Here is a 19,197-nt window from a genome sequence, read left to right on the forward strand (position 1 = left end):
CCTAAAGGCCGCGCTGTTGCAGACGACGCAGAAACTCCGCCATCACCCGCTCGTAGATCAGATCGCCCATGAAATGATCTTCGATGCCGCGGTCAATATTGGGGTTATCATTGATTTCAATCACATAGGCGCGATTGCCTTTTTGCTTGATATCCACGCCATACAGCCCATCACCAATTAAATTGGCTGCCTTGAGCGCCGTTTCGCGCACACAGCGTGGTGCCGCCATCACATCCAGCGTTTCCCAGCCTCCGGCATTGAACTGACCGCCCTCTTTGTGCTGGTAAATCTGCCAATGGCCGCGGCTCATATAGTATTTACAGGCAAACAAGGGTTGGCGATTGAGCACACCGATACGCCAGTCAAACTCGGTATACATAAACTCCTGGGCCAGAATCAATGCCGAGCTGGCCAACATTTCACCGGCCTTCTGTTCCAGCGCTTCGACACTCTCCACCTTGTGCACGCCGCGCGAGAAGGAGCCATCTGGCAGTTTCAGCACGCACGGCAGGCCTAACGTGGCAACCGTCTTGTCCACCCATCCTTTCTCACCGGCACGGATCACCCGGGTCTTCGGCATCGGAACCTTGTGCTTTTCCAGCAGTTCGGACAGATAGACCTTGTTGGTGCAGTACATGATGGAACCCGGATCATCGATGACGACGAGGCCCAGCTTTTCAGCACGACGGGCAAAGGTATAGGTGTAGTTGTCAATGTTGGTGGTGGCGCGGATGAACAGCGCATCAAATTCGCCGAGCCGTGCCAGCTGATCCCGATCGATGATCTCGACCCGGATCCCCAGTTTTTGACCAGCGCGGATGAAGCGTTTGATCGCCATCAGGTTTGATGGCGGCATGTGCTCTTCACGGTCGATCAGCAACGCCAGATCGTAGCGGTAACGGCGGTGTGGCGCCGGTTGACGCCATATCTTGCGCGAAAATCGCTCCAGAGCAGCGGCAAAACTGTCCTGTTGCCCATTTTCCAGCGCCTGGAACGGAAATGGTGCGATCGACGCCACTTGCCAACCGTGACGATTGTGCCGGAACGTCACCTGCATCACCGGTAACGGATACTGTTCAAAGAGCTGACGGGCGACTTTTTGCAGGGCGGGATGGCTGCTTTGCCCAAAATAGAAGAGTTGACTGATGGTATCGTGCTCCTGACCGGAAAAAGCCAGATCGAGCGCTTCATGCATACCGTTTAGCACCATCCACTGCGCCTCCTTGCGCGAGACTTCGTTGATGGTGCGCAACGTCGGCAAGATGCGGTGCCCTCGCGCCTCGGCCAATAACGAACAGTAGTAGCCCAGGCTCTGGTAACTGAAATCCCGACACAGGTTGATGACTTGCGTATTGCTATGACTGGCTTCCTCGTCACTGCGGTGGTCGAGATAATCACCGACACTGACGACGCTTTCCGAGGGAAAATAGGCAGCCCAATCCGATTTTTTTTCCGTGACTATAAGAAACTTGGCCATACAGACTCCAAGTTGAACAGCTACGGTATCCGGCACGGCACTAGGAAGGGAGGTCGGATACGACCCGGCTCCATGACAGGCAGGGGTAACCCATCTGGACCCAGCGGCATGCTATGCCCGTCACACTTTACCCGTCAAGCCAAACAGGCTTATGATGCCGCAGATTCAGGAGACACCGCCTGACACCCGCCTCCCGCGCCTGCCACGATGTCCCCGCCGTGAAGTCAGGAGGTCTCCGGCATGATTCGTTCCGCCCAACCAGACGATCTTCCCGCGCTGCTGGCGCTGGAGGAGCAGGCCTTTCCCGGCGATCGCCTCTGCGCCCGCCAGTTTCGCCGCTTCATGCGCAGTGACACCAGTCATCTGCTGGTTGACGAGCAGCAGGGGCTGCTGGCCGGTTATGCCCTGCTGCTGGTGCACCATAGGACCCACCTCGCCCGCCTCTACTCGCTGGCCGTCAACCCGCAATTCCGCCAGCGCGGCATCGGCTACAGCTTGTTGCACGCCTGCGAGCAATTGGCCCTGGAACAGGGCTATCTCACGCTGCGCCTGGAGGTGCGGCAGGATAACCAGGGCGCCCGCCATCTCTACGAACAGGCGGGTTACCGCCCGATCCGCATCCTGGCCCACTACTACGATGATGCCGCCGATGGCATCCGGCTGGAAAAGCGGTTGCAACCCGGCGAGCCGGCAATGCTGCTGCCGATCCCCTACTACGCACAGACGTTGCCGTTTACCTGTGGTCCGGCCAGCCTGATGATGGCCCGTGCCGGATTGCAACCGGATACGCCATTACAACGCCGCGAAGAGGTGCAGATTTGGCGCGAAGCGACGACGGTGTTCATGACCACTGGCCACGGTGGCTGTTCGGCACTGGGACTGACACTGGCAGCCAGCCGCCGCGGTCTGCAGCCGCGGGTCTGGGTCAGCCAGGCCCAGACGCCATTTTTACGCGGTGTCCGCAGTGACAGCAAACGTCAGGTCATGGAACTGGTCCAGAACGACTTTCTGGAACAGCTGCGCGCCGTTGGCATAGAGCCGCAGATCCGCCGCCCTACCCTCGGCGAGCTGGAACATGAGTTGCGGCAGGGGCATCCGGTATTGGTGCTGATCAGTACCTGGCGTTTGACCGGCGACAAGGCGCCACACTGGGTTGTGCTGATCGGCCTCGACGAACAATTTGTGTTTTTTCATGATCCCGATGTCGACAGCAGCCGTGAACGCCTGATCTCCGCGATGCAGGTGCCGGTACGTCGCGATGACTTTGTGCGCATGATGCAATATGGGCAGGAGCGCTTCAGTGCGGCGATCGCCTTGCATTGCCCAACCGCACGCTAGTTGCCGGCAGCGCACTTGCCGCGGCGCGCCGCCTTGTTTAGCATCGGCACTTCTACAGATGACGAGGTGAGTGCATGTTGCTCTGTTTTGGCGATTCGAATGCCTGGGGATTTCAACCCACCGGTGGCCGCTACCAACCAGATCAGGGCTGGCCCGCCTTGCTGGCAGCCAGGCTAGAGACAGCACTGGATCTGCAAGCCCAACCGGGTCGCACGCTGCAGGCAGATCGGCCGCAATCGGGGCTGATTGCGGCACCAACAGCCTGGCAACAGGCACTGCAGCGGGCTCCACAGCGCATCGTGCTGGCGCTGGGTATCAATGACTTGGCAGCCGGAGCCTCGCTACAGGCGATTGATGCCGCCTTGCACTGGTATTTGCAGCAATGGCAGCAGCTCAGTCCCACCGCGTCGCTGATCCTGCTGGCACCGCGGCCGTTAGGCGCACTGACCGCGGGCTGGCGCCAGCTGTTTCAGGGGCAAGAAGCCCCCAGTCAGCAGCTGGCGGCGCTGTGGCAGCAGCAGTCCCGGCAGTGGGGTTGTGGTTATTACCTGCCCCCGCCACAGGTTGTCGGCGATGATGGCCTGCACTGGCTGGCCAGCGGTCACCAGAGCGTCGCCGCTGACTTGCACGCGCAGTTCTCAAGCCTGTGATGCCTTGTTCATGAGCCGTGGCGACAGGTAAAATGGCGCAAATCCCGTTATGGAGTCCGCATGCTTAATTACCAGATCCTGCCCGTCACCCCGTTCATGCAGAACTGTACCCTGTTGTGGTGCGATGAAACCCGCGAGGCGGCCCTGGTCGACCCGGGTGGTGAAGAACACCGCCTGCTGGAGGCGATCGCCGAACGTGGGCTGACCCTGACCGGACTATGGTTGACCCACGGCCACCTGGATCATGTTGGCGCCGCCCTGGAGTTGCATGAGCGTACCGGCTGCCCGATCACCGGGCCCCATACCGCCGATGCCTTCTGGTTACAGGGGCTGCCGGCACAATCGGAGATGTTTGGCTTTCCGCGCGCCGAACCCTTTGTTCCCCAGCGCTGGCTGCAGGAGGGCGACACGCTGCAGGTTGGCCGGCAACAGCTGAGGGTACTGCACTGCCCGGGGCATACGCCTGGACACGTGGTGTTCTATAGCGACAGCGCGCAGCTGGCGCTGGTGGGCGATGTGCTGTTCCAGGGCTCCATCGGCCGCACCGACTTCCCCCAGGGCAACCATGCCGACCTGATTGCCTCGATCCAGAACAAATTGTTGCCTCTGGGGGACGAGATCACCTTCATTCCCGGCCATGGCCCGAACTCCACCTTCGGCCGCGAGCGGCTCAGCAACCCCTTCCTGACCCAGCCGATCTGGTGATCGGGCAGCAATAAACAGGCCCCATCATCGGGGCCTGATTTTACTGGCATCACGTGCAGCACAACGCGTTACCACATCACCATCGATACCGTGGTGCCGCCATCTTTCGGGAAGAAGTAACCGAAGAACGGACCACGTGACTGACGCACGACATACAGCATCACGAAGGTATTGGGTGCGATCCAGCGACACAGCCCGCGCCGGTTGGGAACGTCCTGATTCAGAAAGCCGCCGATCAAGCGTACCGTGCCATTGAACAGCCCCGCCTTCTCATGGAAGATTTGGGACGCCATGCGAAACTCATCGGCAGCAATCTGGCTGGGCACCGGATCGTGTTCGCCATGCCACAAAATGGCCTCCTGGTAGCCCTCCGGCAGCACCGGATGACGCTGCTGAAAATCGACAAACGCGTCGACGACCTGGCGCTCGGTAAAACAGTATTCAGACCAGAGCAGATCCAGATCGATGGAGTCCTGATGATCAAACGTGTTTCGCATAAACAGTGCGTCGAACACCTCTTGTGCCGGCAATCCCGTCAGCTGAGTATATAAATTGCCGGTTTTATTCAGTTCCTGCACAGACATGCTGATGACTTCCTCCTGTCTGGAGCCCGGGGCACTACAAAATATGAATGACAAAGCAGATCATGCGGTTATGCACGATAACGTCGACCCATTTTTTCCCATTTTGCCATCAAGGTCACCGGAAAAGTCGCCGCACAGTAAGTAACAGAGCCAAATGTCTCTTTTCGCAGCCGCGAGCGGCCGTCTTCCGCTCATTGCGCGGATGCGGCTCGTCGCGATTACCTCAAAAATGCAGCCAATACGTCATCAGATTATTAAGTCAGATTTAATAATCCAGCGCCGCAGGGCATGTCGACGACAAAAAAAGCGCCCGCAGGCGCCTGAATGTCATGGCGCGGAGATCACACGGTTAAATAGGTGCGGATCAGTTGCTCATCCAACTGCGGCATGGCGCCGGAGGCCACCACCCGGCCCCGATCCAGCAGACTGAAGCGGTCGCCGACCTTGCGCGCAAATGGCAGCTTCTGCTCCACCAGCAACACGGTGAGGCCAATTTCACGATTGAGGCGGCGAATGATGTCACCGATCTCCGCAACCACGTTCGGCTGGATCCCCTCGGTCGGTTCATCGAGGATCAGCAACTTCGGATCCAGCACCAGGGCCCGACCAATCGCCAGCTGCTGTTGCTGGCCACCAGAGAGATCGCCGCCACGGCGCTGACGCATCTGCTTGAGCACCGGAAACAGTTCATAGATGAACTCGGGGATCTGCCGCACCTTGTCACGCCGTGCCGCCAGGCCAATTTTCAGATTCTCCTCCACCGTCAGCAGCGGGAAGATCTGCCGCCCTTGGGGCACATAGCCGATACCTAGCTCGGCCCGGCGTTCCACCCGCTGCGCGGCCAACTCGGTGCCGTCAAACAGCACACTGCCACTGCGCAGCGGCAACTGGCCCATGATGGCATTGAGCAGCGTGGTCTTGCCAACGCCATTCCGCCCCATCAGACACAGGCATTCGCCGGCATGGACCTCCAGACTCAGATCCCACAGGGTGTGGGACTGGCCATAAAATTGATTCAAGCCGTCAATTTTCAGCATGTTGGCTCTCCCAGATACACTTCGATGACCCTGGGATCGGATTGCACCTGTGCCATGCTGCCTTCAGCCAGCACGGACCCTTGATGCAGTACCGTCACCCGTTTGGCAATACTGCGCACAAAATCCATGTCATGCTCGACCACGACGACAGAGTGCTCCCCCGCCAGCGAGGTCAGCAATTCGGCCGTGCGCTCCATCTCCTGGTGGGTCATGCCAGCGACCGGTTCATCCACCAGCAGCAGTTGCGGGCGCTGCATCAGCAACATGCCGATCTCCAGCCACTGCTTCTGACCATGGGACAAGACTCCGGCCAGACGTTTGCGCTCGGGGACCAGTCCTATCAGCAACAACACCTGATCCAGATAGTCGCGCTCTTCACCGCTGAGCCGGCCGCGGAAGGTGTGCCAGACCCGCTTGTTGCCCGCCATGGCCAGCTCCAGATTCTCCTCGACCGTCAACGGCTCGAAAACGCTGGGTTTTTGAAACTTGCGACCAATACCGACATCGGCGATTGCCGGCTCATCCAGTGCCAGCAGATCGATGTTCTGCCCGAACCAGGCCGAGCCGCTATCGGGTCGGGTCTTGCCGGTGATGACATCCATCATGGTGCTCTTGCCGGCGCCATTGGGGCCAATGATGCAACGCAGCTCGCCGGCTTCAATGTAGAGGTTGAGATTGTTCAGCGCCTTGAAGCCATCGAAGCTGACGGAGATCTCCTCCAGATAGAGGATCATGCCGTGGGTCAGGTTCAGATCCGGCTGTTGTCGCGGCGAGAAGCGGTGCCGCCAGTAATCCGGGGTAAACAGCTCACGGGTATGGGCCAACATGTTCATGCCTGCACCTCCTTACGGGATAACAGCCCCATGACACCGCGGGGCAAAAACAGCGTTACCAGCACAAACAGCGCACCCAGGGCATACAGCCACTCGTCCGGCAGCACACCGGTAAACACCGACTTGGCATAGTTGACGAGCAGTGCCCCCAGCACGGCGCCATACAGCGTGGCCCGGCCACCGACCGCCACCCAGATCACCAGCTCGATGGAGTTGAGCGGTGAAAACTCGCCGGGATTGATGATGCCGACCTGAGGCACGTACAAGGCTCCAGCCAGCCCGGCCAGCATCGCCGAGAAGACAAACAGTGCCAGCTTGAACCACTCGACACGGTAGCCGATGAAGCGGGTGCGCATCTCGGCATCGCGGATCGCGACGGCAACCCGCCCCAGGCGCGAGCTGACGATCAGGCGGCACGCCAGATACCCCAGCGTCAGCGCCAGGGCCGAGGCAATGAAGAGTCCAAGCCGCATGCCGTCCGAGGCCAGCGGCTGGCCCAGCAGATCCTTGAAATCCGTCAGGCCATTGTTGCCGCCAAAGCCCATTTCATTGCGGAAAAACGCCAGCATCAACGCGTAGGTCAGCGCCTGGGTCATGATCGACAGATAGACGCCAGTCACCCGGGAGCGGAATGCCAGAAAGCCGAACACAAAGGCCAATACCCCCGGCACCAGCATCATCAGCGGTAACGCCAACGCAAAGTGCTCGATCCCCTGCCAGAACCAGGGCAGTTCATGCCAGTTCAAGAACACCATGAAATCGGGCAGTTCGGCATTGCCATACACGCCACGGTCACCGATCTGGCGCATCAGGTACATGCCCATGACATAGCCACCCAGTGCGAAAAAGGCGCCATGCCCGAGACTCAATATCCCCAGATAGCCCCACACCAGATCCAGGGCCACCGCCAGCAGGGCATAGCACAGGTACTTGCCCAGCAGGGTGACGGTATTGCTGCCGACATACAGGGCGCTGTCCGCCGGCAGCAGCCAGTTCGACAACCCCACCAGACCTACCCCCAGCCACAGCACGGCGAACAGTACCTGACCGCGTTTGTCCTGTAACACACCTTGCCACATGACTTACCCCTCCACCGCACGGCCGCGTTGCGGAAACAGGCCGCGCGGACGTTTTTGAATAAACAGGATGATCGCCACCAGGATCACGATCTTCGCCAGCATGGCACCGGCCAGCGGCTCCAGCAGCTTGTTGGCAACCCCCAGTGTCAGCCCCGCCACCAGCGTGCCCCACAGGTTGCCAACGCCGCCAAATACCACCACCATGAAGGCATCGACGATATAGTTCTGACCGAGATTCGGGCCGACATTGGTCAGTTGCGACAAGGCCACACCGGCGATGCCGGCAATGCCTGAGCCGAGACCGAACGTCAGGGCATTCACGCGGGCCGAACGCACCCCCATGTTGCGCGCCATGGCCCGATTTTGCGACACGGCACGCACCTCCAGTCCCAGGCGGCTGCGCTTGAGCAGCCACATCAGGCCGCTGAACACCAGCAGGCAGAACAGAATGATGCACAGGCGGTTTTGCGTCAGCGCCAGAAAACCGTTGATCGTCAGGGTACCGCTCATGAACGACGGCATGACCACACTCTGGTTCAGCGGCGAGAAAATGGTGCGCACCGCCTGTTGCAGCAGCAGGCTGATGCCGAAGGTCGCCAGCAGCGTCTCCAGAGGGCGGCCATACAGGAAACGAATCACGCCGCGCTCGATCACGATGCCGACCAGACCGGAGACGACAAACGCGGCCGGAATCGATAACAGCAACGCCAGTGCCGGCTGACCGGGCAGCCACTGCTGCAGCACAAAGGTGGTATAGGCGCCGAGCATCATCAGCTCACCATGGGCCATGTTGATCACGCCCATGACCCCGAAGGTGATCGCCAGCCCGATCCCGGCCAGTACCAGCACCGAGCCCAGACTCAAGCCGAAATAGAGGGTTTCGACACCGGCGTAAAATTGCTGGCTACGCGTCAGCGCCCGCAGGCCATCACGCGCGGCACGTTTGACTGCGACATCGCTATCTTGTTCCGCAGCGGTGCGCAACGCCTCGATCACGAGCGGGTGTTTCACCGCCGCCAGCGTCAGCACGGCACTCAAGCGCCGCTGCGCCTCTGGGCTCTGCAGATCACCCATGGCCAAGGCAGCCTGGAGTGACTCCTTGACCCGACTGTCCGTTTCTTGTTGCAACCGCGCCTGTAACGCCGTCGTCTGTGCCGGCGTCACCTTGCCAAACATCGCCTCGACCGCCGCCAGACGTCGAGCCGGGTCGGCATCCCCCAACGCCAGATTGGCTGTCAGCTGGGATAACTGCTCCCGCAAGGCATTGTTCACGGCCACGCGTTTAAACTCACGCGCTTTGCCCGGCACGGCACGGCCATCATGCAGCGCGGTAAAGCCTGCCGCCCCTTTAATCACCAACCGCCCATCCTGCTTGCGATAGTAGAGGTCACCCTCATCCAGGGCGGAAAACAGCGCGGAAACATAGGTAGCACCGCTGCCCGACAGCACAGTCAACGCCTGCGCCTTGTCATCAAAACTCTTGCCGGTCAGCACCTGTTCGGCCTGCTCTACACTCATCGCTGCAGCCTGTGTTCCCGATAAACACAGCAGCATCGCCAACACCGCGATGGCACAACGTTGCACCATTCTCAGGCTGACGCCCAGGCCGCCACTGCGTTCCCTGATGGCAGATCGGATTGCGATTTTCTGCATCATGACATCCCTTTTGTTTACTGCTGGTGGTGGACCGCGTTCGCGGCCCACCAGGGTGAGCCACCACGGATGGCTCCACCGGGAGGCCAGGCCTCCCGGTGTTACGACTTACTTGGTGCTACCGCCACACTTGCCGGTTTTGACGTTGAAATTGCCGCAGGCAAGGGGCTTGCGCCAATCGGAGATCAGATCGCGCGAACCCGGCAGATAGTCGGACCACTCATCACCGACCACGGTGCCTTTGGTTTCGGAGACCACTTCGAACTGGCCATCGTCCTGGATTTCACCAATCAGTACCGGCTTGGTGATGTGATGGTTCGGCATCATGGTGGCGATGCCGCCGGTCAGGTTCGGAACACTGACGCCAATCAGCGCATCCTGCACGGCGCCCGGCTCGGTCGTGCCGGCTTTCTCCACCGCCTGCACCCACATGTTGAAGCCGATGTAGGTCGCTTCCATCGGGTCGTTGGTCACGCGGGACTCCTTGCCGGTGAACTTGTGCCAGGTGTCGATGAATTGGCTGTTCTCATCGGACTCGACGCTCTGGAAGTAGTTCCAGGCGGCCAGGTGGCCCACCAGCGGCTTGGTATCGATACCGGAGAGTTCCTCTTCCCCCACGGAGAAGGCCACGACCGGGATATCCTTGGCCGAGATGCCCTGGTTGCCCAGCTCCTTGTAGAACGGCACGTTGGCATCGCCATTGATGGTCGACACCACGGCCGTCTTCTTGCCCGCTGAGCCGAACTTCTTCACGTCAGCGACAATGGATTGCCAGTCGGAGTGACCAAATGGTGTGTAGTTGACCATGATGTCATCCGCCTTGACGCCCTTGGCCTTGAGGTAGGCTTCGAGGATCTTGTTGGTGGTGCGCGGGTAGACATAATCCGTGCCCAGCAGCGCCCAGCGCTGGACCCCTTGCGCCATCAGATAGTCCACGGCCGGAATGGCTTGCTGGTTTGGTGCCGCACCGGTGTAGAACACGTTCTTCGAAGACTCTTCACCCTCATACTGCACCGGGTAGAACAGGATGCTGTCGAGCTCTTCGACCACCGGCAGCACCGACTTGCGCGATACCGATGTCCAGCACCCAAAGATGGCCGCCACCTTGTCTTTTTGAATCAGCTCGCGGGCCTTCTCGGCAAACAGCGGCCAGTTGGAGGCCGGATCCACCACCACAGGCTCAAGCTTCTTGCCCAGCACCCCACCCTTTTTGTTCTGCTCGTCGATCAACATCAACATGGTGTCTTTGAGCGTGGTCTCGGAGATGGCCATGGTGCCGGACAGCGAGTGCAGGACCCCGATCTTGATGGTGCCATCAGCGGCCATGACACCGGCTGAAGCCATGGCCAATGCCAGCAGCGACAGACGGGAAGCGTGAACCAATGTTTTGTTTTTCATGAAACTTCTCCTTGTTTAAAAAACCCACCCAGTGCGGGTCATCTTGCCCGGTGGACTGAACCCACCGGAGGGTGACGCGAGTTTGTAAAGCACTGACTCATACTTCTTGTGGAGTACCCTGCCGCAACCGTGACCGTTCCCGGGCCACATGCAGCTTATGCAGGGTGATTTTGCGTACCTCGGCCTTGCTGGCCTCGATATGCGATTTGAGCAGCCGCAGTGCCTCCTCGCTGCGACGCTTGAGCACGGCGCCAAGAATGGCGCCATGCTCGGCATAGGTGGCCGATATCCGCATCTCCTGCGTAAAATCGAGCCGCCGTATGATGCGAATGCGTTCACTGACCGCCTGGTGCATGGCGGCCATCTCCAGGTTGCCGGTTGCCGCCACCAGCAAACAGTGAAAACGCTCATCCAGCCGCGACACCTCATCACCATTGATCAGGCGTTGCGCCTCGGGTACCAGCCAGGTGGCCTTCAACTCCTCCAGTTCATCGCCCTGCTGCAGTCCGTCACACAGGCGACGCACGGCGGCCTCCTCCAGCACGATGCGCACGTCGTACAGATCCTCGAAGGTCTTGAAGTCGAAGGGCCTGACCTGCCAGCCGCTGCGAAAGTAGACTTCGACATAGCCCTCTTGCTGCAACCGGTACAGGGCATCACGCACCGGAGTGCGGCTGGCTGACATCTGCGCCGCCACATCGCTTTCGCTGAAGCGATCGCCGGGCAACAGCGCAAAGTTGAAGATCTGCTCCTTGAGAGCGGCATAGATACGATCCGCCATATTCACCGGTCTGGGCTTGGGCTCACCCAGTGCGCGCCGTCCGCTTGGTAGCTGCTCGGTCATGACGGCTCCTCACTGCACCGTGACGGCGGCAGGATCCAGATACAACAGCGCATCCCCGGCCTGCACCGGACGCCCGGGCTTGCAACGCACATGACTGACCACCCCATCGATCGCGGCATGTACTGCAAACTCCATCTTCATCGCCTCGACGATCAGCAAGGGTTCGCCGGCCTGGACGGACTGTCCCTCTGCCACCAGCAATTTCCAGATATTGCCGCTAATTTCGGCTTCGACCGGCTGCAGGTGTGCCGCCACGTCCGCTGGCTCGGGGGCCTGCTCCTGCAGTGCTGCAACGGTGGCCTCCTCGTTTTGCCAACGGGCGACCTCGGCACTAAACGCCTGTTGCTGGCGCGCTTTGAAATCGGCAATGCTCTGCGCCTCATCCAGCAAGAACTGCTCGTAGGCCGCCAGGGAGAAAATCTCCTCTTCGATGCGGATCCGGGCGCGACCTTCACGGAACTCCTCGCGAAGCACCTCCAGCTCAGCCTCACTCACCGGGTAGAACTTCACCTGGTCAAAGAAGCGCAACAGCCAGGGTTCGCCGGCCGCAAACTGGTTGTTCTTCAAAAACTTGTTCCAGATGGGCAGCGTACGGCCTACCAACTGGTAGCCGCCAGGCGAGTCCATGCCATAGATGCACATGTAGACCCCACCGATGCCGACAGTGCCCTCTGCGGTATAAGTGCGCGCCGGGTTGTATTTCGATGTCAGCAAGCGATGACGCGGGTCGACCGGGACCGCGCACGGCGCCCCCAGATAGACATCCCCCAGCCCCAGCACCATATAGCGGGCATCAAACAGAATGTCCCGTACCTGTTCCCGGCTCTCCAGGCCATTGATGCGCTGGATGAAATCGACGTTGTTCGGTAACCAGGGGGCGGTATCACGCACCGATTGCCGGTAGCGCGCGACCGCGTCCAGCGTGGCCGAGTCTTCAAACGCCATCGGCAGGTACACCACGCGGCTAGGCACCTGCATCTGGCTGACCGGCGGCAGTCGTGACTCGCGCCCCAACAGTGCGGCGATCAGCTCGCGCTGGTGGATCTGCCGGCTGTCATAGCGGATCTGCAGCGAGCGGACACCCGGCGCCAGCTCGGCAATCCCGGGAATGGGCTCCGCCTGAAGGGAGGCCATCAGGGCATGGATGCGCATGCGCAACCGCAGATCGAGTACGTTGTCACCATATTCGAGCAGGATGTACTTATCCCCGGCCTGGCGGTAGGCCACCGACGGCCGGTCACCCTGTGCCGGCAAGCTGGCGAGTACGCAGGCGGAGACGGTCGTGTTCGGCATCAAATCGGGCGCGACATGACTCGGCAGGCCGGGCGCCACCAGATGACTGATGGCATGATCCCAGGCCTGTTCGCACGCCAGCGCCTCGTCAAAGCCTAACGCGCGAAAACGGATGCGATCGCCAGGCTTGACCTGGCCCACCTTCCATAGCTCGGCCTTGGCAATGGTGACCGGACAGACAAAGCCACCCAGGCTGGGACCATCATGGGTCAGGATCACCGGCATATCGCCCGTGAAGTTGATGCTGCCGATGGCATACTCACAATCATGAATGTTGGAGGGGTGCAAACCGGCTTCGCCGCCGTCAGTGCGCGTCCAGCTCGGCTTGGGCCCGACCAGACGCACCCCCAGACGATTGGAGTTGTAATGCACCTCCCAGTCGGTCGCGAAGAAGGCATCAATCGACGCGGAGGTAAAGAAATCCGGGGCCCCGTGCGGTCCGTAAAGCACACCGATCTCCCACAGATGACTGCCGGCTCCCGCCTCGGGGAAGCAACCATAGCCCGGTTCGAGCAAGGCAGGCAGTTCAGCGAAGCAGGCCTCATGCTGCCACATCTGCCCTAAGGGCAGCACATCGCCACCGCGCAACGGGCGGCCGGCATGGCCACCGAACTGTCCCAAGGCAAACGTGGCCCGACTGCCCAGGTAAACGGGCAGATCCAAGCCACCGCGGATGGCCAGATAGCAACGACACCCGCGGACCACCTTGCCAATGACCAATTGCTGCCCCGCCGCAACTGACACAGCACTGTGCATCGGCACAGGCTCGCCATCCAGCGTTGCGAGCACCTCGCCGCCACACAGCGCAATGACACTGTCGGCATGAAAACGCAGACTGGGGCCCTGAATCGTGCACTCCAGACCCGCCGCCGCTTCGGCGTTGCCGACCAGACGGTTGGCCAGACGAAACGATCGGTCATCCATTGGTCCCGACGGCGGGACGCCAATGTCCCAATAGCCGACACGGCCCGGGTAATCCTGCACCGTGGTATAGGTCCCTGGTGTCACGACCTCGAGGGCACGAGGCGCATAGTCGAGTGCTGCCAGCGCCTGAGTGGCAACGTCACCGAGGGCGAACCGCTCCCAACCCGCGATTTGCCGCAGGTAGTCCAGATTGGTGGCGATGCCGGCGAGTCGGGTCTCGGCCAGTGCCGCTTGCAATCGGGCAATGGCACTTTGCCGATCCGGTCCCCAGACGATCAACTTGGCGAGCATGGGATCATAGTGCGGTGAAACGTCACTGCCCTGTTCGATCCAGCTATCGACGCGTAGCCAGTCGTTCTGCAGCGGGAAGCTGACTTCGGTCAGCGTCCCCGGCGAGGGCTGGAACTGCTTGAGCGGGTCCTCAGCATAGAGACGCACCTCGATGGCCGCGCCGTTAGGCTCTGGCAGCAGATCTAATACCGGCGGGACCCCGGCCGCAATTTGCAGCATCCAGGCCACCAGATCGACACCAGTCACCCGCTCGGTGATGGGGTGCTCGACCTGGAGTCGGGTATTCACCTCCAGAAAATAGAACTCATCACGCGCACCGTCATAGATGAATTCCACGGTACCGACCGATTGATAGCCGACCGATTCACCGAGACTGACCGCCGCCTGTAACATGGCCGCGCGAGTGGCCGCCGGCAAACCGGGGGCTGGCGTCTCCTCGACCACTTTCTGGTTCCGGCGTTGCAAGGAGCAATCGCGCTCGCCGAGTGCCACAACCTTCCCCGCCCCGTCGCCGACTATCTGCACCTCGACGTGACGGGCGGCTTCGACATAACGTTCGATGAACAAGCCGGCATCGTTGAAGAACTGCTCGCCCAGCCGCTTGACGCTGGCAAATGCCGCTGCCAGTTCCTCATCATCATTGCAGCGGGTCATGCCGATGCCACCGCCGCCGGCAGTGCTCTTGAGCATCAGCGGATAACCAATCCGCGCCGCCTCGGCTAACGCATGCTCCACCGAGTCAAGCAGCCCGGAGCCGGGGGTCAGGGGCACCCCCGCCTGCTGAGCCAGCGCCCGCGCCTCGTGCTTAAGTCCAAACTGACGCAGTTGCTGTGGCGTCGGGCCCACAAACACGATACCCGCCTCAGCGCACTGCGTTGCAAATGCCGCATTTTCCGAGAGAAAGCCATAACCCGGGATGATGGCTTCAGCACCGGTTTGCCGGGCAGCCGCCAGGATTTTGTCGGCACGCAGGTAGCTATCGGCAGGGCTATCGCCGCCGAGGGCAATCGCCTCATCCGCCAGGCGCACCGCCAGACTATGCCGGTCGGCATCCGAGTAAACGACGACGCTGGCAATTCCCATCTCGCGCAGCGTGCGCAGGATGCGGACGGCAATCTCGCCGCGATTGGCAATCAGGACTTTAGAGAACATGGTGACTTCCTTTTCCATTAACGGGGGCTCCGGCTTTGCAGGTAACTGCGCCAGCCGCCAAATGAGGTGATCTCGAGCGCGCCATCCAGTGCCGCTGGCTCACAGATGAATCCTTTAACCTGTCGGCCATCGGCCAACTGCACAGTGCCAAGCCCCAGCCGCGTCGGGATCCCGGCCAGAAAATCGGCCCACGCCCCTTTGGGCAGGGCCCAGAGTTCCAGCTCTATCGCTGCGCCGCTGTCGCTGGCGACCAATGCCGGCTTCGGCGGTGTGCTGTTTGCGATCGCGAACAACCGGTAGTGATCCGCGCTACGGGTACGCTCAAGCAGCACGGCACCACGACTGGTCAATTCATGATTAAGTGGCATGCCGCTCAGGTGGGCGCCGACAACTGCAATCGGCATGCTGTCAGTCGGGCAAGCCGAAATAGCAGCGGCCGCCGCGGGAAGGGACTGGCCTGTGGCGCCCAAGGTGAGCCCTGCCCTGGCCAGCGACTGTTGCCACTGCTCACCAAATTCCGCCATCGCCACTTCGTGCCAGGCCGGCGCGATCAGGGTAATGCCGGCGGGTAAACCGTCACGCCTCAGGCCGCCAGGTAATGCCAGGGCGGCGCAATCGGCAAGGTTGACGAAATTGGTGTAAGTTCCAAGCCAGCTATTAACCTCGACCGGTTGCGCTGCGACCTGCGCCTGGGTGGGCAACAAGGGGGCGGTCGGTACCAATAACGCATCGAAGGTATTGAAGGTCGCCAGGATTTGCCGCTGCAACGCCATACGCTGATATTCGGCGCGGTAGGCATCGGTCGCCGCCAGGCCGACCGCTCCGGAGACGATGCTGGCCACTGTGGGGTCCATTTGGTTGCCATGCTCGGCGAGGAAGGTTTCCAGCACCACATGGCGTTCGGCAATCCAGGGGCCTTCATAGAGCAGCCGCGCCAGCGCAAACATGGGTTCGAAGTCGATTTCGGTCAACTCGGCTCCGGCGTCTTTAAGCTGCTGACAGGCCCGTTCAAACGCCTCGCACTGGGCGTCATCGCCAAACCAGGGACGGTTTGCCGGTACCGCCAGGCGAGGACGAGGGCCCCATGTCGTGCGTGGCAATGGGCGAGGTGCGGCGCGTGAGTATGCATCCTGGGCATCGAAAGCCGTCATGATTTGCGCCAGCAGGCGAGTATCGGCAACCGTCAATGCAAAGATCGAAACGCAATCCAGAGAACGACAGGCTGGCACCACACCCCGGGTGCTGAACGCGCCACGAGTCGGTTTCCAGCCCACCAGGTTGTTAAAACCGGCAGGTACCCGACCGGAACCTGCGGTATCGGTTCCCAGCGCGAAAGGCACGCATCCCCGCGCCACCACAGACGCGGATCCGGAACTGGATCCGCCACTGATATAGTCCGCATCGAAGCTGTTCGCGACCGCGCCATAGGGAGAGCGCGTCCCAACCAGGCCTGTGGCAAACTGATCAAGGTTGGTCTTGCCTAGCACGACAGCGCCCGCGGCCTTGAGACGCGCCACCACTTCGGCATCCATCTCGGCCACATAGGCAAACGCAGGACAGGCTGCCGTCGTAGCCAACCCGGCCACATCGATGTTGTCCTTGACAGCGAACGGGATGCCATACAGGGGTAATTGCGACAGGTCCTGCTTAACCTCGGCCAGGCGTTGCTGCAATGCGCCCAGCTGTTGCTCCAGTTGATCCGCATCGATCACGGTGATCCAGGCATTATCTGTCGTTGACACGGCCGCCAGCAGCGGTCGCAGCAAGTCGGCCGCCTGAGCATGATGCTCCCGATAGGCCTGTTGCCATTGTTGAATCGTCCATCCGCGCGTCATCATGTTGCTCCACCTAGCACTCCAGCTTGTATACAAGTTTGTATTACAAGCGGCATGCCAAAGCGGAGACCAAAGGCGTGATGTTTAATTATTTTCTTTTAATTCAATATATTAAAAGCATTCTTTGTGCTTTTGGGGGGGCAGTTTCCGCAATGGCGAGCTAAATATCGCCGCACCGAACTGCAGCAACATGAGTCCATCTGGTGCGCAGTTACAGGGATAAGCGGGACAATGCACCGACACAGAGCGAGCGATGAGGCCTGATAGCACCGCAAGCAGTCTATTTCTAGCCGTAAAAAAGCCGGTCCTGGGGCCGGCTTAACGTTATCTGTACTGGACAGGTTCGAGAGGATATAGCGCTATGCCAGGCCCTGGCCTATGACTTCAGAAGCCCAGCGGCCAAGTGACAATATGTTCCTCCCACTCCCCGGCATGGCGTTCATGAATGACCTTGTTGCGGATTGACTGGCCGGCAGCATGCATCGCTGAGCGGCTTCCTGTCAGCAACGGATGCCATTCCGGCAACGGATCGCCTTCGGCCAGACGTCGATAAGCACAGGTGATGGGTAACCAGTGAAACTCGGCTATTTTGTCGAGAGTCAATTGCAAACAATCCGGCATCAGGCGAAAGCGGTTCTCATAGTTGCCACATTGACAGCTTTTCAAATTCAGCAGATCACAGGCCACATTCGTGAAAACCACCTCACCACTCTCTTCATCTTCGAGCTTGACCAGGCAGCACTTACCACAACCGTCGCACAGCGATTCCCATTCGGCGGCGGACATCTCATCCAGGCGTTTGTGTTCCCAAAAATGCGCCGACATCAGGATTTCCCCACGATGCGGTCTGCCAGATAACCGACGGCCACGACAAAATAGTTGGAGCGATTCCACCCCATCAGCGCTTTGTAGTTGTCATAAGCAAGATAGGCCCGTCCTTCACGGTCGTCCGGCATCACCAGCGATGCCGTTTGCCCGACGGCAGGTAACGCCGAACCATCCAGATTGCGAACGCCCAGAGCCTGCCACTGCGCAACCGGTTTGCTGATGGTGAGGCCCAGCAGCTGGTCATCGAGTCCAACCGGTACCCGCACACGGCGAGCCCAGGTCTGCTCATCCTGCCAACCATGCTGCTGCAGATAGTGAGCGGCCGAGCCAAACACATCCGGCAACGAATGCCACAAATCCTTGCGCCCATCACCATCCTGATCGACAGCAAAATTCAAGAATGAGCTGGGCATGAATTGAACCTGGCCCATGGCGCCGGCCCATGAGCCCTTGAGGGAGTCCGGTGTGGCATGCCCCTGTTCAATGATCCTGAGTGCGGCAAACAACTCCTTTTTGAAAAAGGCTTCGCGCCGCCCCTCATAAGCGAGGGTGGTCAGTGACGAGATCAATGAATATTTGCCGGTCAAATTGCCGAAATTCGTCTCGATGCCCCATAGCGCAACGATAAAGCGCGGCTGAACGCCATATTGTTTTCCGACCTGTTGCAGCAGCGCGTAATGCTGTCGGTAGAGGCGCTGCGCCTGTTTGACTTTCCACTCCGGCACCGCTTTTGGCAGATACGTATCCAGCGTCAGCTTGAATTCGGGCTGATTGCGATCGTTTTTAACGGCTCGCTCAATGAACTTGACGTCAGCAAACGCCGCCTGAACGGTTTGATCGCTGATCCCTTGCGCTCTGGCTTCAGTTTGCAGATTGACAACATACTGCTCAAAACTGACCGCGGGTGCGGCCGTCGCCAGACCGGAAAGGCTCGTCAGCCATACCAGCAACAGGGGTTTCAAATTCATGGGTGTTTTTCCAATCCAAGTTGTTGGCGGTGCTGCTGCAGCAGATTGGGCTCGGGCGGTGGCAATTGCAGAAAATAGCCCTGTGCTTGCAACGCGTCCTGCAATTTGTGTTTATCCACAAGCGCCAGACGCTCGCGTGACTCCAGTGGTAACAGCATGACAAACTGCGGTTTACCAAATAGGCCCATCAACTCCGTCGGGACACATGAAAAATCGTCGCGACGAATCAGATAAAGATAGGTATCGGCTTTTTTAGCGCTTTTATATACGGCACAGATCATGGAACGACTTAAAATTCGCGGGGTTTA

The 19,197-nt window shown here is 60.0% G+C and carries 16 protein-coding genes; 3 read left to right on the top strand and 13 right to left on the bottom strand.

Features of this window, described 5'->3' with window-relative positions:
* Position 1: 1 nt before the first annotated feature.
* On the bottom strand, positions 2 to 1,477 hold the full coding sequence (locus ACFOSS_RS11555; protein ID WP_377152624.1) for a RimK family protein: 1,476 nt from the start codon (positions 1,475 to 1,477) through the stop codon (positions 2 to 4).
* Positions 1,478 to 1,717: 240 nt separating this feature from the next.
* Here ACFOSS_RS11555 and ACFOSS_RS11560 point away from each other — a divergent pair, with 240 nt between their 5' ends.
* The 3 genes from ACFOSS_RS11560 to ACFOSS_RS11570 all read left to right on the top strand — a co-directional run bounded on the left by ACFOSS_RS11560 (position 1,718) and on the right by ACFOSS_RS11570 (position 4,170).
* Entirely contained in the window at positions 1,718 to 2,815 is a 1,098-nt protein-coding gene (locus ACFOSS_RS11560; RefSeq protein ID WP_377152626.1) for a GNAT family N-acetyltransferase/peptidase C39 family protein, read from the top strand.
* Positions 2,816 to 2,889: 74 nt separating this feature from the next.
* Positions 2,890 to 3,465 carry a GDSL-type esterase/lipase family protein gene (locus ACFOSS_RS11565; RefSeq protein WP_377152628.1) on the top strand — a complete coding sequence of 192 codons (576 nt, stop codon included), beginning with the start codon at positions 2,890 to 2,892 and terminating at the stop codon, positions 3,463 to 3,465.
* Between the two features lie 60 nt (positions 3,466 to 3,525).
* A complete protein-coding gene (locus ACFOSS_RS11570) occupies positions 3,526 to 4,170 on the top strand; it encodes an MBL fold metallo-hydrolase (protein ID WP_377152630.1) in 645 nt (214 codons plus the stop codon).
* Between the two features lie 68 nt (positions 4,171 to 4,238).
* On the opposite strand, the gene ACFOSS_RS11575 is transcribed toward ACFOSS_RS11570, so the two are convergent.
* The 12 genes from ACFOSS_RS11575 to ACFOSS_RS11630 form a co-directional block, all read right to left on the bottom strand.
* Positions 4,239 to 4,754 carry a hypothetical protein gene (locus ACFOSS_RS11575; protein WP_377152632.1) on the bottom strand — a complete coding sequence of 172 codons (516 nt, stop codon included), beginning with the start codon at positions 4,752 to 4,754 and terminating at the stop codon, positions 4,239 to 4,241.
* Between the two features lie 341 nt (positions 4,755 to 5,095).
* Positions 5,096 to 5,791 carry an urea ABC transporter ATP-binding subunit UrtE gene (gene urtE, locus ACFOSS_RS11580; RefSeq protein ID WP_377152634.1) on the bottom strand — a complete coding sequence of 232 codons (696 nt, stop codon included), beginning with the start codon at positions 5,789 to 5,791 and terminating at the stop codon, positions 5,096 to 5,098.
* The gene (urtD, locus tag ACFOSS_RS11585; RefSeq protein WP_377152636.1) at positions 5,785 to 6,624 is read right to left on the bottom strand and encodes an urea ABC transporter ATP-binding protein UrtD; all 840 of its coding nucleotides are present in this window, start codon (positions 6,622 to 6,624) and stop codon (positions 5,785 to 5,787) included. The genes urtE and urtD overlap by 7 nt, the downstream gene beginning before the upstream one ends.
* Positions 6,621 to 7,703, bottom strand: coding sequence for an urea ABC transporter permease subunit UrtC (gene urtC / locus ACFOSS_RS11590; protein WP_377152638.1), 1,083 nt, complete (start codon positions 7,701 to 7,703; stop codon positions 6,621 to 6,623). The genes urtD and urtC overlap by 4 nt, the downstream gene beginning before the upstream one ends.
* Positions 7,704 to 7,706: 3 nt before the next feature.
* On the bottom strand, positions 7,707 to 9,356 hold the full coding sequence (gene urtB, locus ACFOSS_RS11595) for an urea ABC transporter permease subunit UrtB (RefSeq protein WP_377152640.1): 1,650 nt from the start codon (positions 9,354 to 9,356) through the stop codon (positions 7,707 to 7,709).
* Between the two features lie 108 nt (positions 9,357 to 9,464).
* Positions 9,465 to 10,754: an urea ABC transporter substrate-binding protein gene (urtA, locus tag ACFOSS_RS11600; RefSeq protein ID WP_377152642.1), complete on the bottom strand. Its 1,290-nt coding sequence runs from the start codon at positions 10,752 to 10,754 to the stop codon at positions 9,465 to 9,467.
* A gap of 97 nt (positions 10,755 to 10,851) precedes the next feature.
* Positions 10,852 to 11,598, bottom strand: a complete 747-nt coding sequence (locus tag ACFOSS_RS11605; protein WP_377152644.1) for a GntR family transcriptional regulator — start codon at positions 11,596 to 11,598, stop codon at positions 10,852 to 10,854.
* A gap of 9 nt (positions 11,599 to 11,607) precedes the next feature.
* Positions 11,608 to 15,258, bottom strand: a complete 3,651-nt coding sequence (gene uca / locus ACFOSS_RS11610; RefSeq protein ID WP_377152646.1) for an urea carboxylase — start codon at positions 15,256 to 15,258, stop codon at positions 11,608 to 11,610.
* 17 nt (positions 15,259 to 15,275) lie between these two features.
* Positions 15,276 to 17,093: an allophanate hydrolase gene (gene atzF, locus ACFOSS_RS11615; protein ID WP_377152648.1), complete on the bottom strand. Its 1,818-nt coding sequence runs from the start codon at positions 17,091 to 17,093 to the stop codon at positions 15,276 to 15,278.
* A gap of 384 nt (positions 17,094 to 17,477) precedes the next feature.
* Entirely contained in the window at positions 17,478 to 17,918 is a 441-nt protein-coding gene (locus ACFOSS_RS11620) for a YcgN family cysteine cluster protein (protein WP_377152650.1), read from the bottom strand.
* The gene (locus ACFOSS_RS11625) at positions 17,918 to 18,889 is read right to left on the bottom strand and encodes a lytic murein transglycosylase (protein ID WP_377152652.1); all 972 of its coding nucleotides are present in this window, start codon (positions 18,887 to 18,889) and stop codon (positions 17,918 to 17,920) included. The genes ACFOSS_RS11620 and ACFOSS_RS11625 overlap by 1 nt, the downstream gene beginning before the upstream one ends.
* Complete coding sequence (locus tag ACFOSS_RS11630; RefSeq protein WP_377152655.1) at positions 18,886 to 19,170, bottom strand: YcgL domain-containing protein; 285 nt, start codon at positions 19,168 to 19,170, stop codon at positions 18,886 to 18,888. The genes ACFOSS_RS11625 and ACFOSS_RS11630 overlap by 4 nt, the downstream gene beginning before the upstream one ends.
* Between the last annotated feature and the right edge of the window lie 27 nt (positions 19,171 to 19,197).

Origin of the sequence: Pseudaeromonas sharmana (assembly GCF_042649925.1) — a bacterium.
Taxonomy (GTDB): domain Bacteria; phylum Pseudomonadota; class Gammaproteobacteria; order Enterobacterales; family Aeromonadaceae; genus Pseudaeromonas; species Pseudaeromonas sharmana.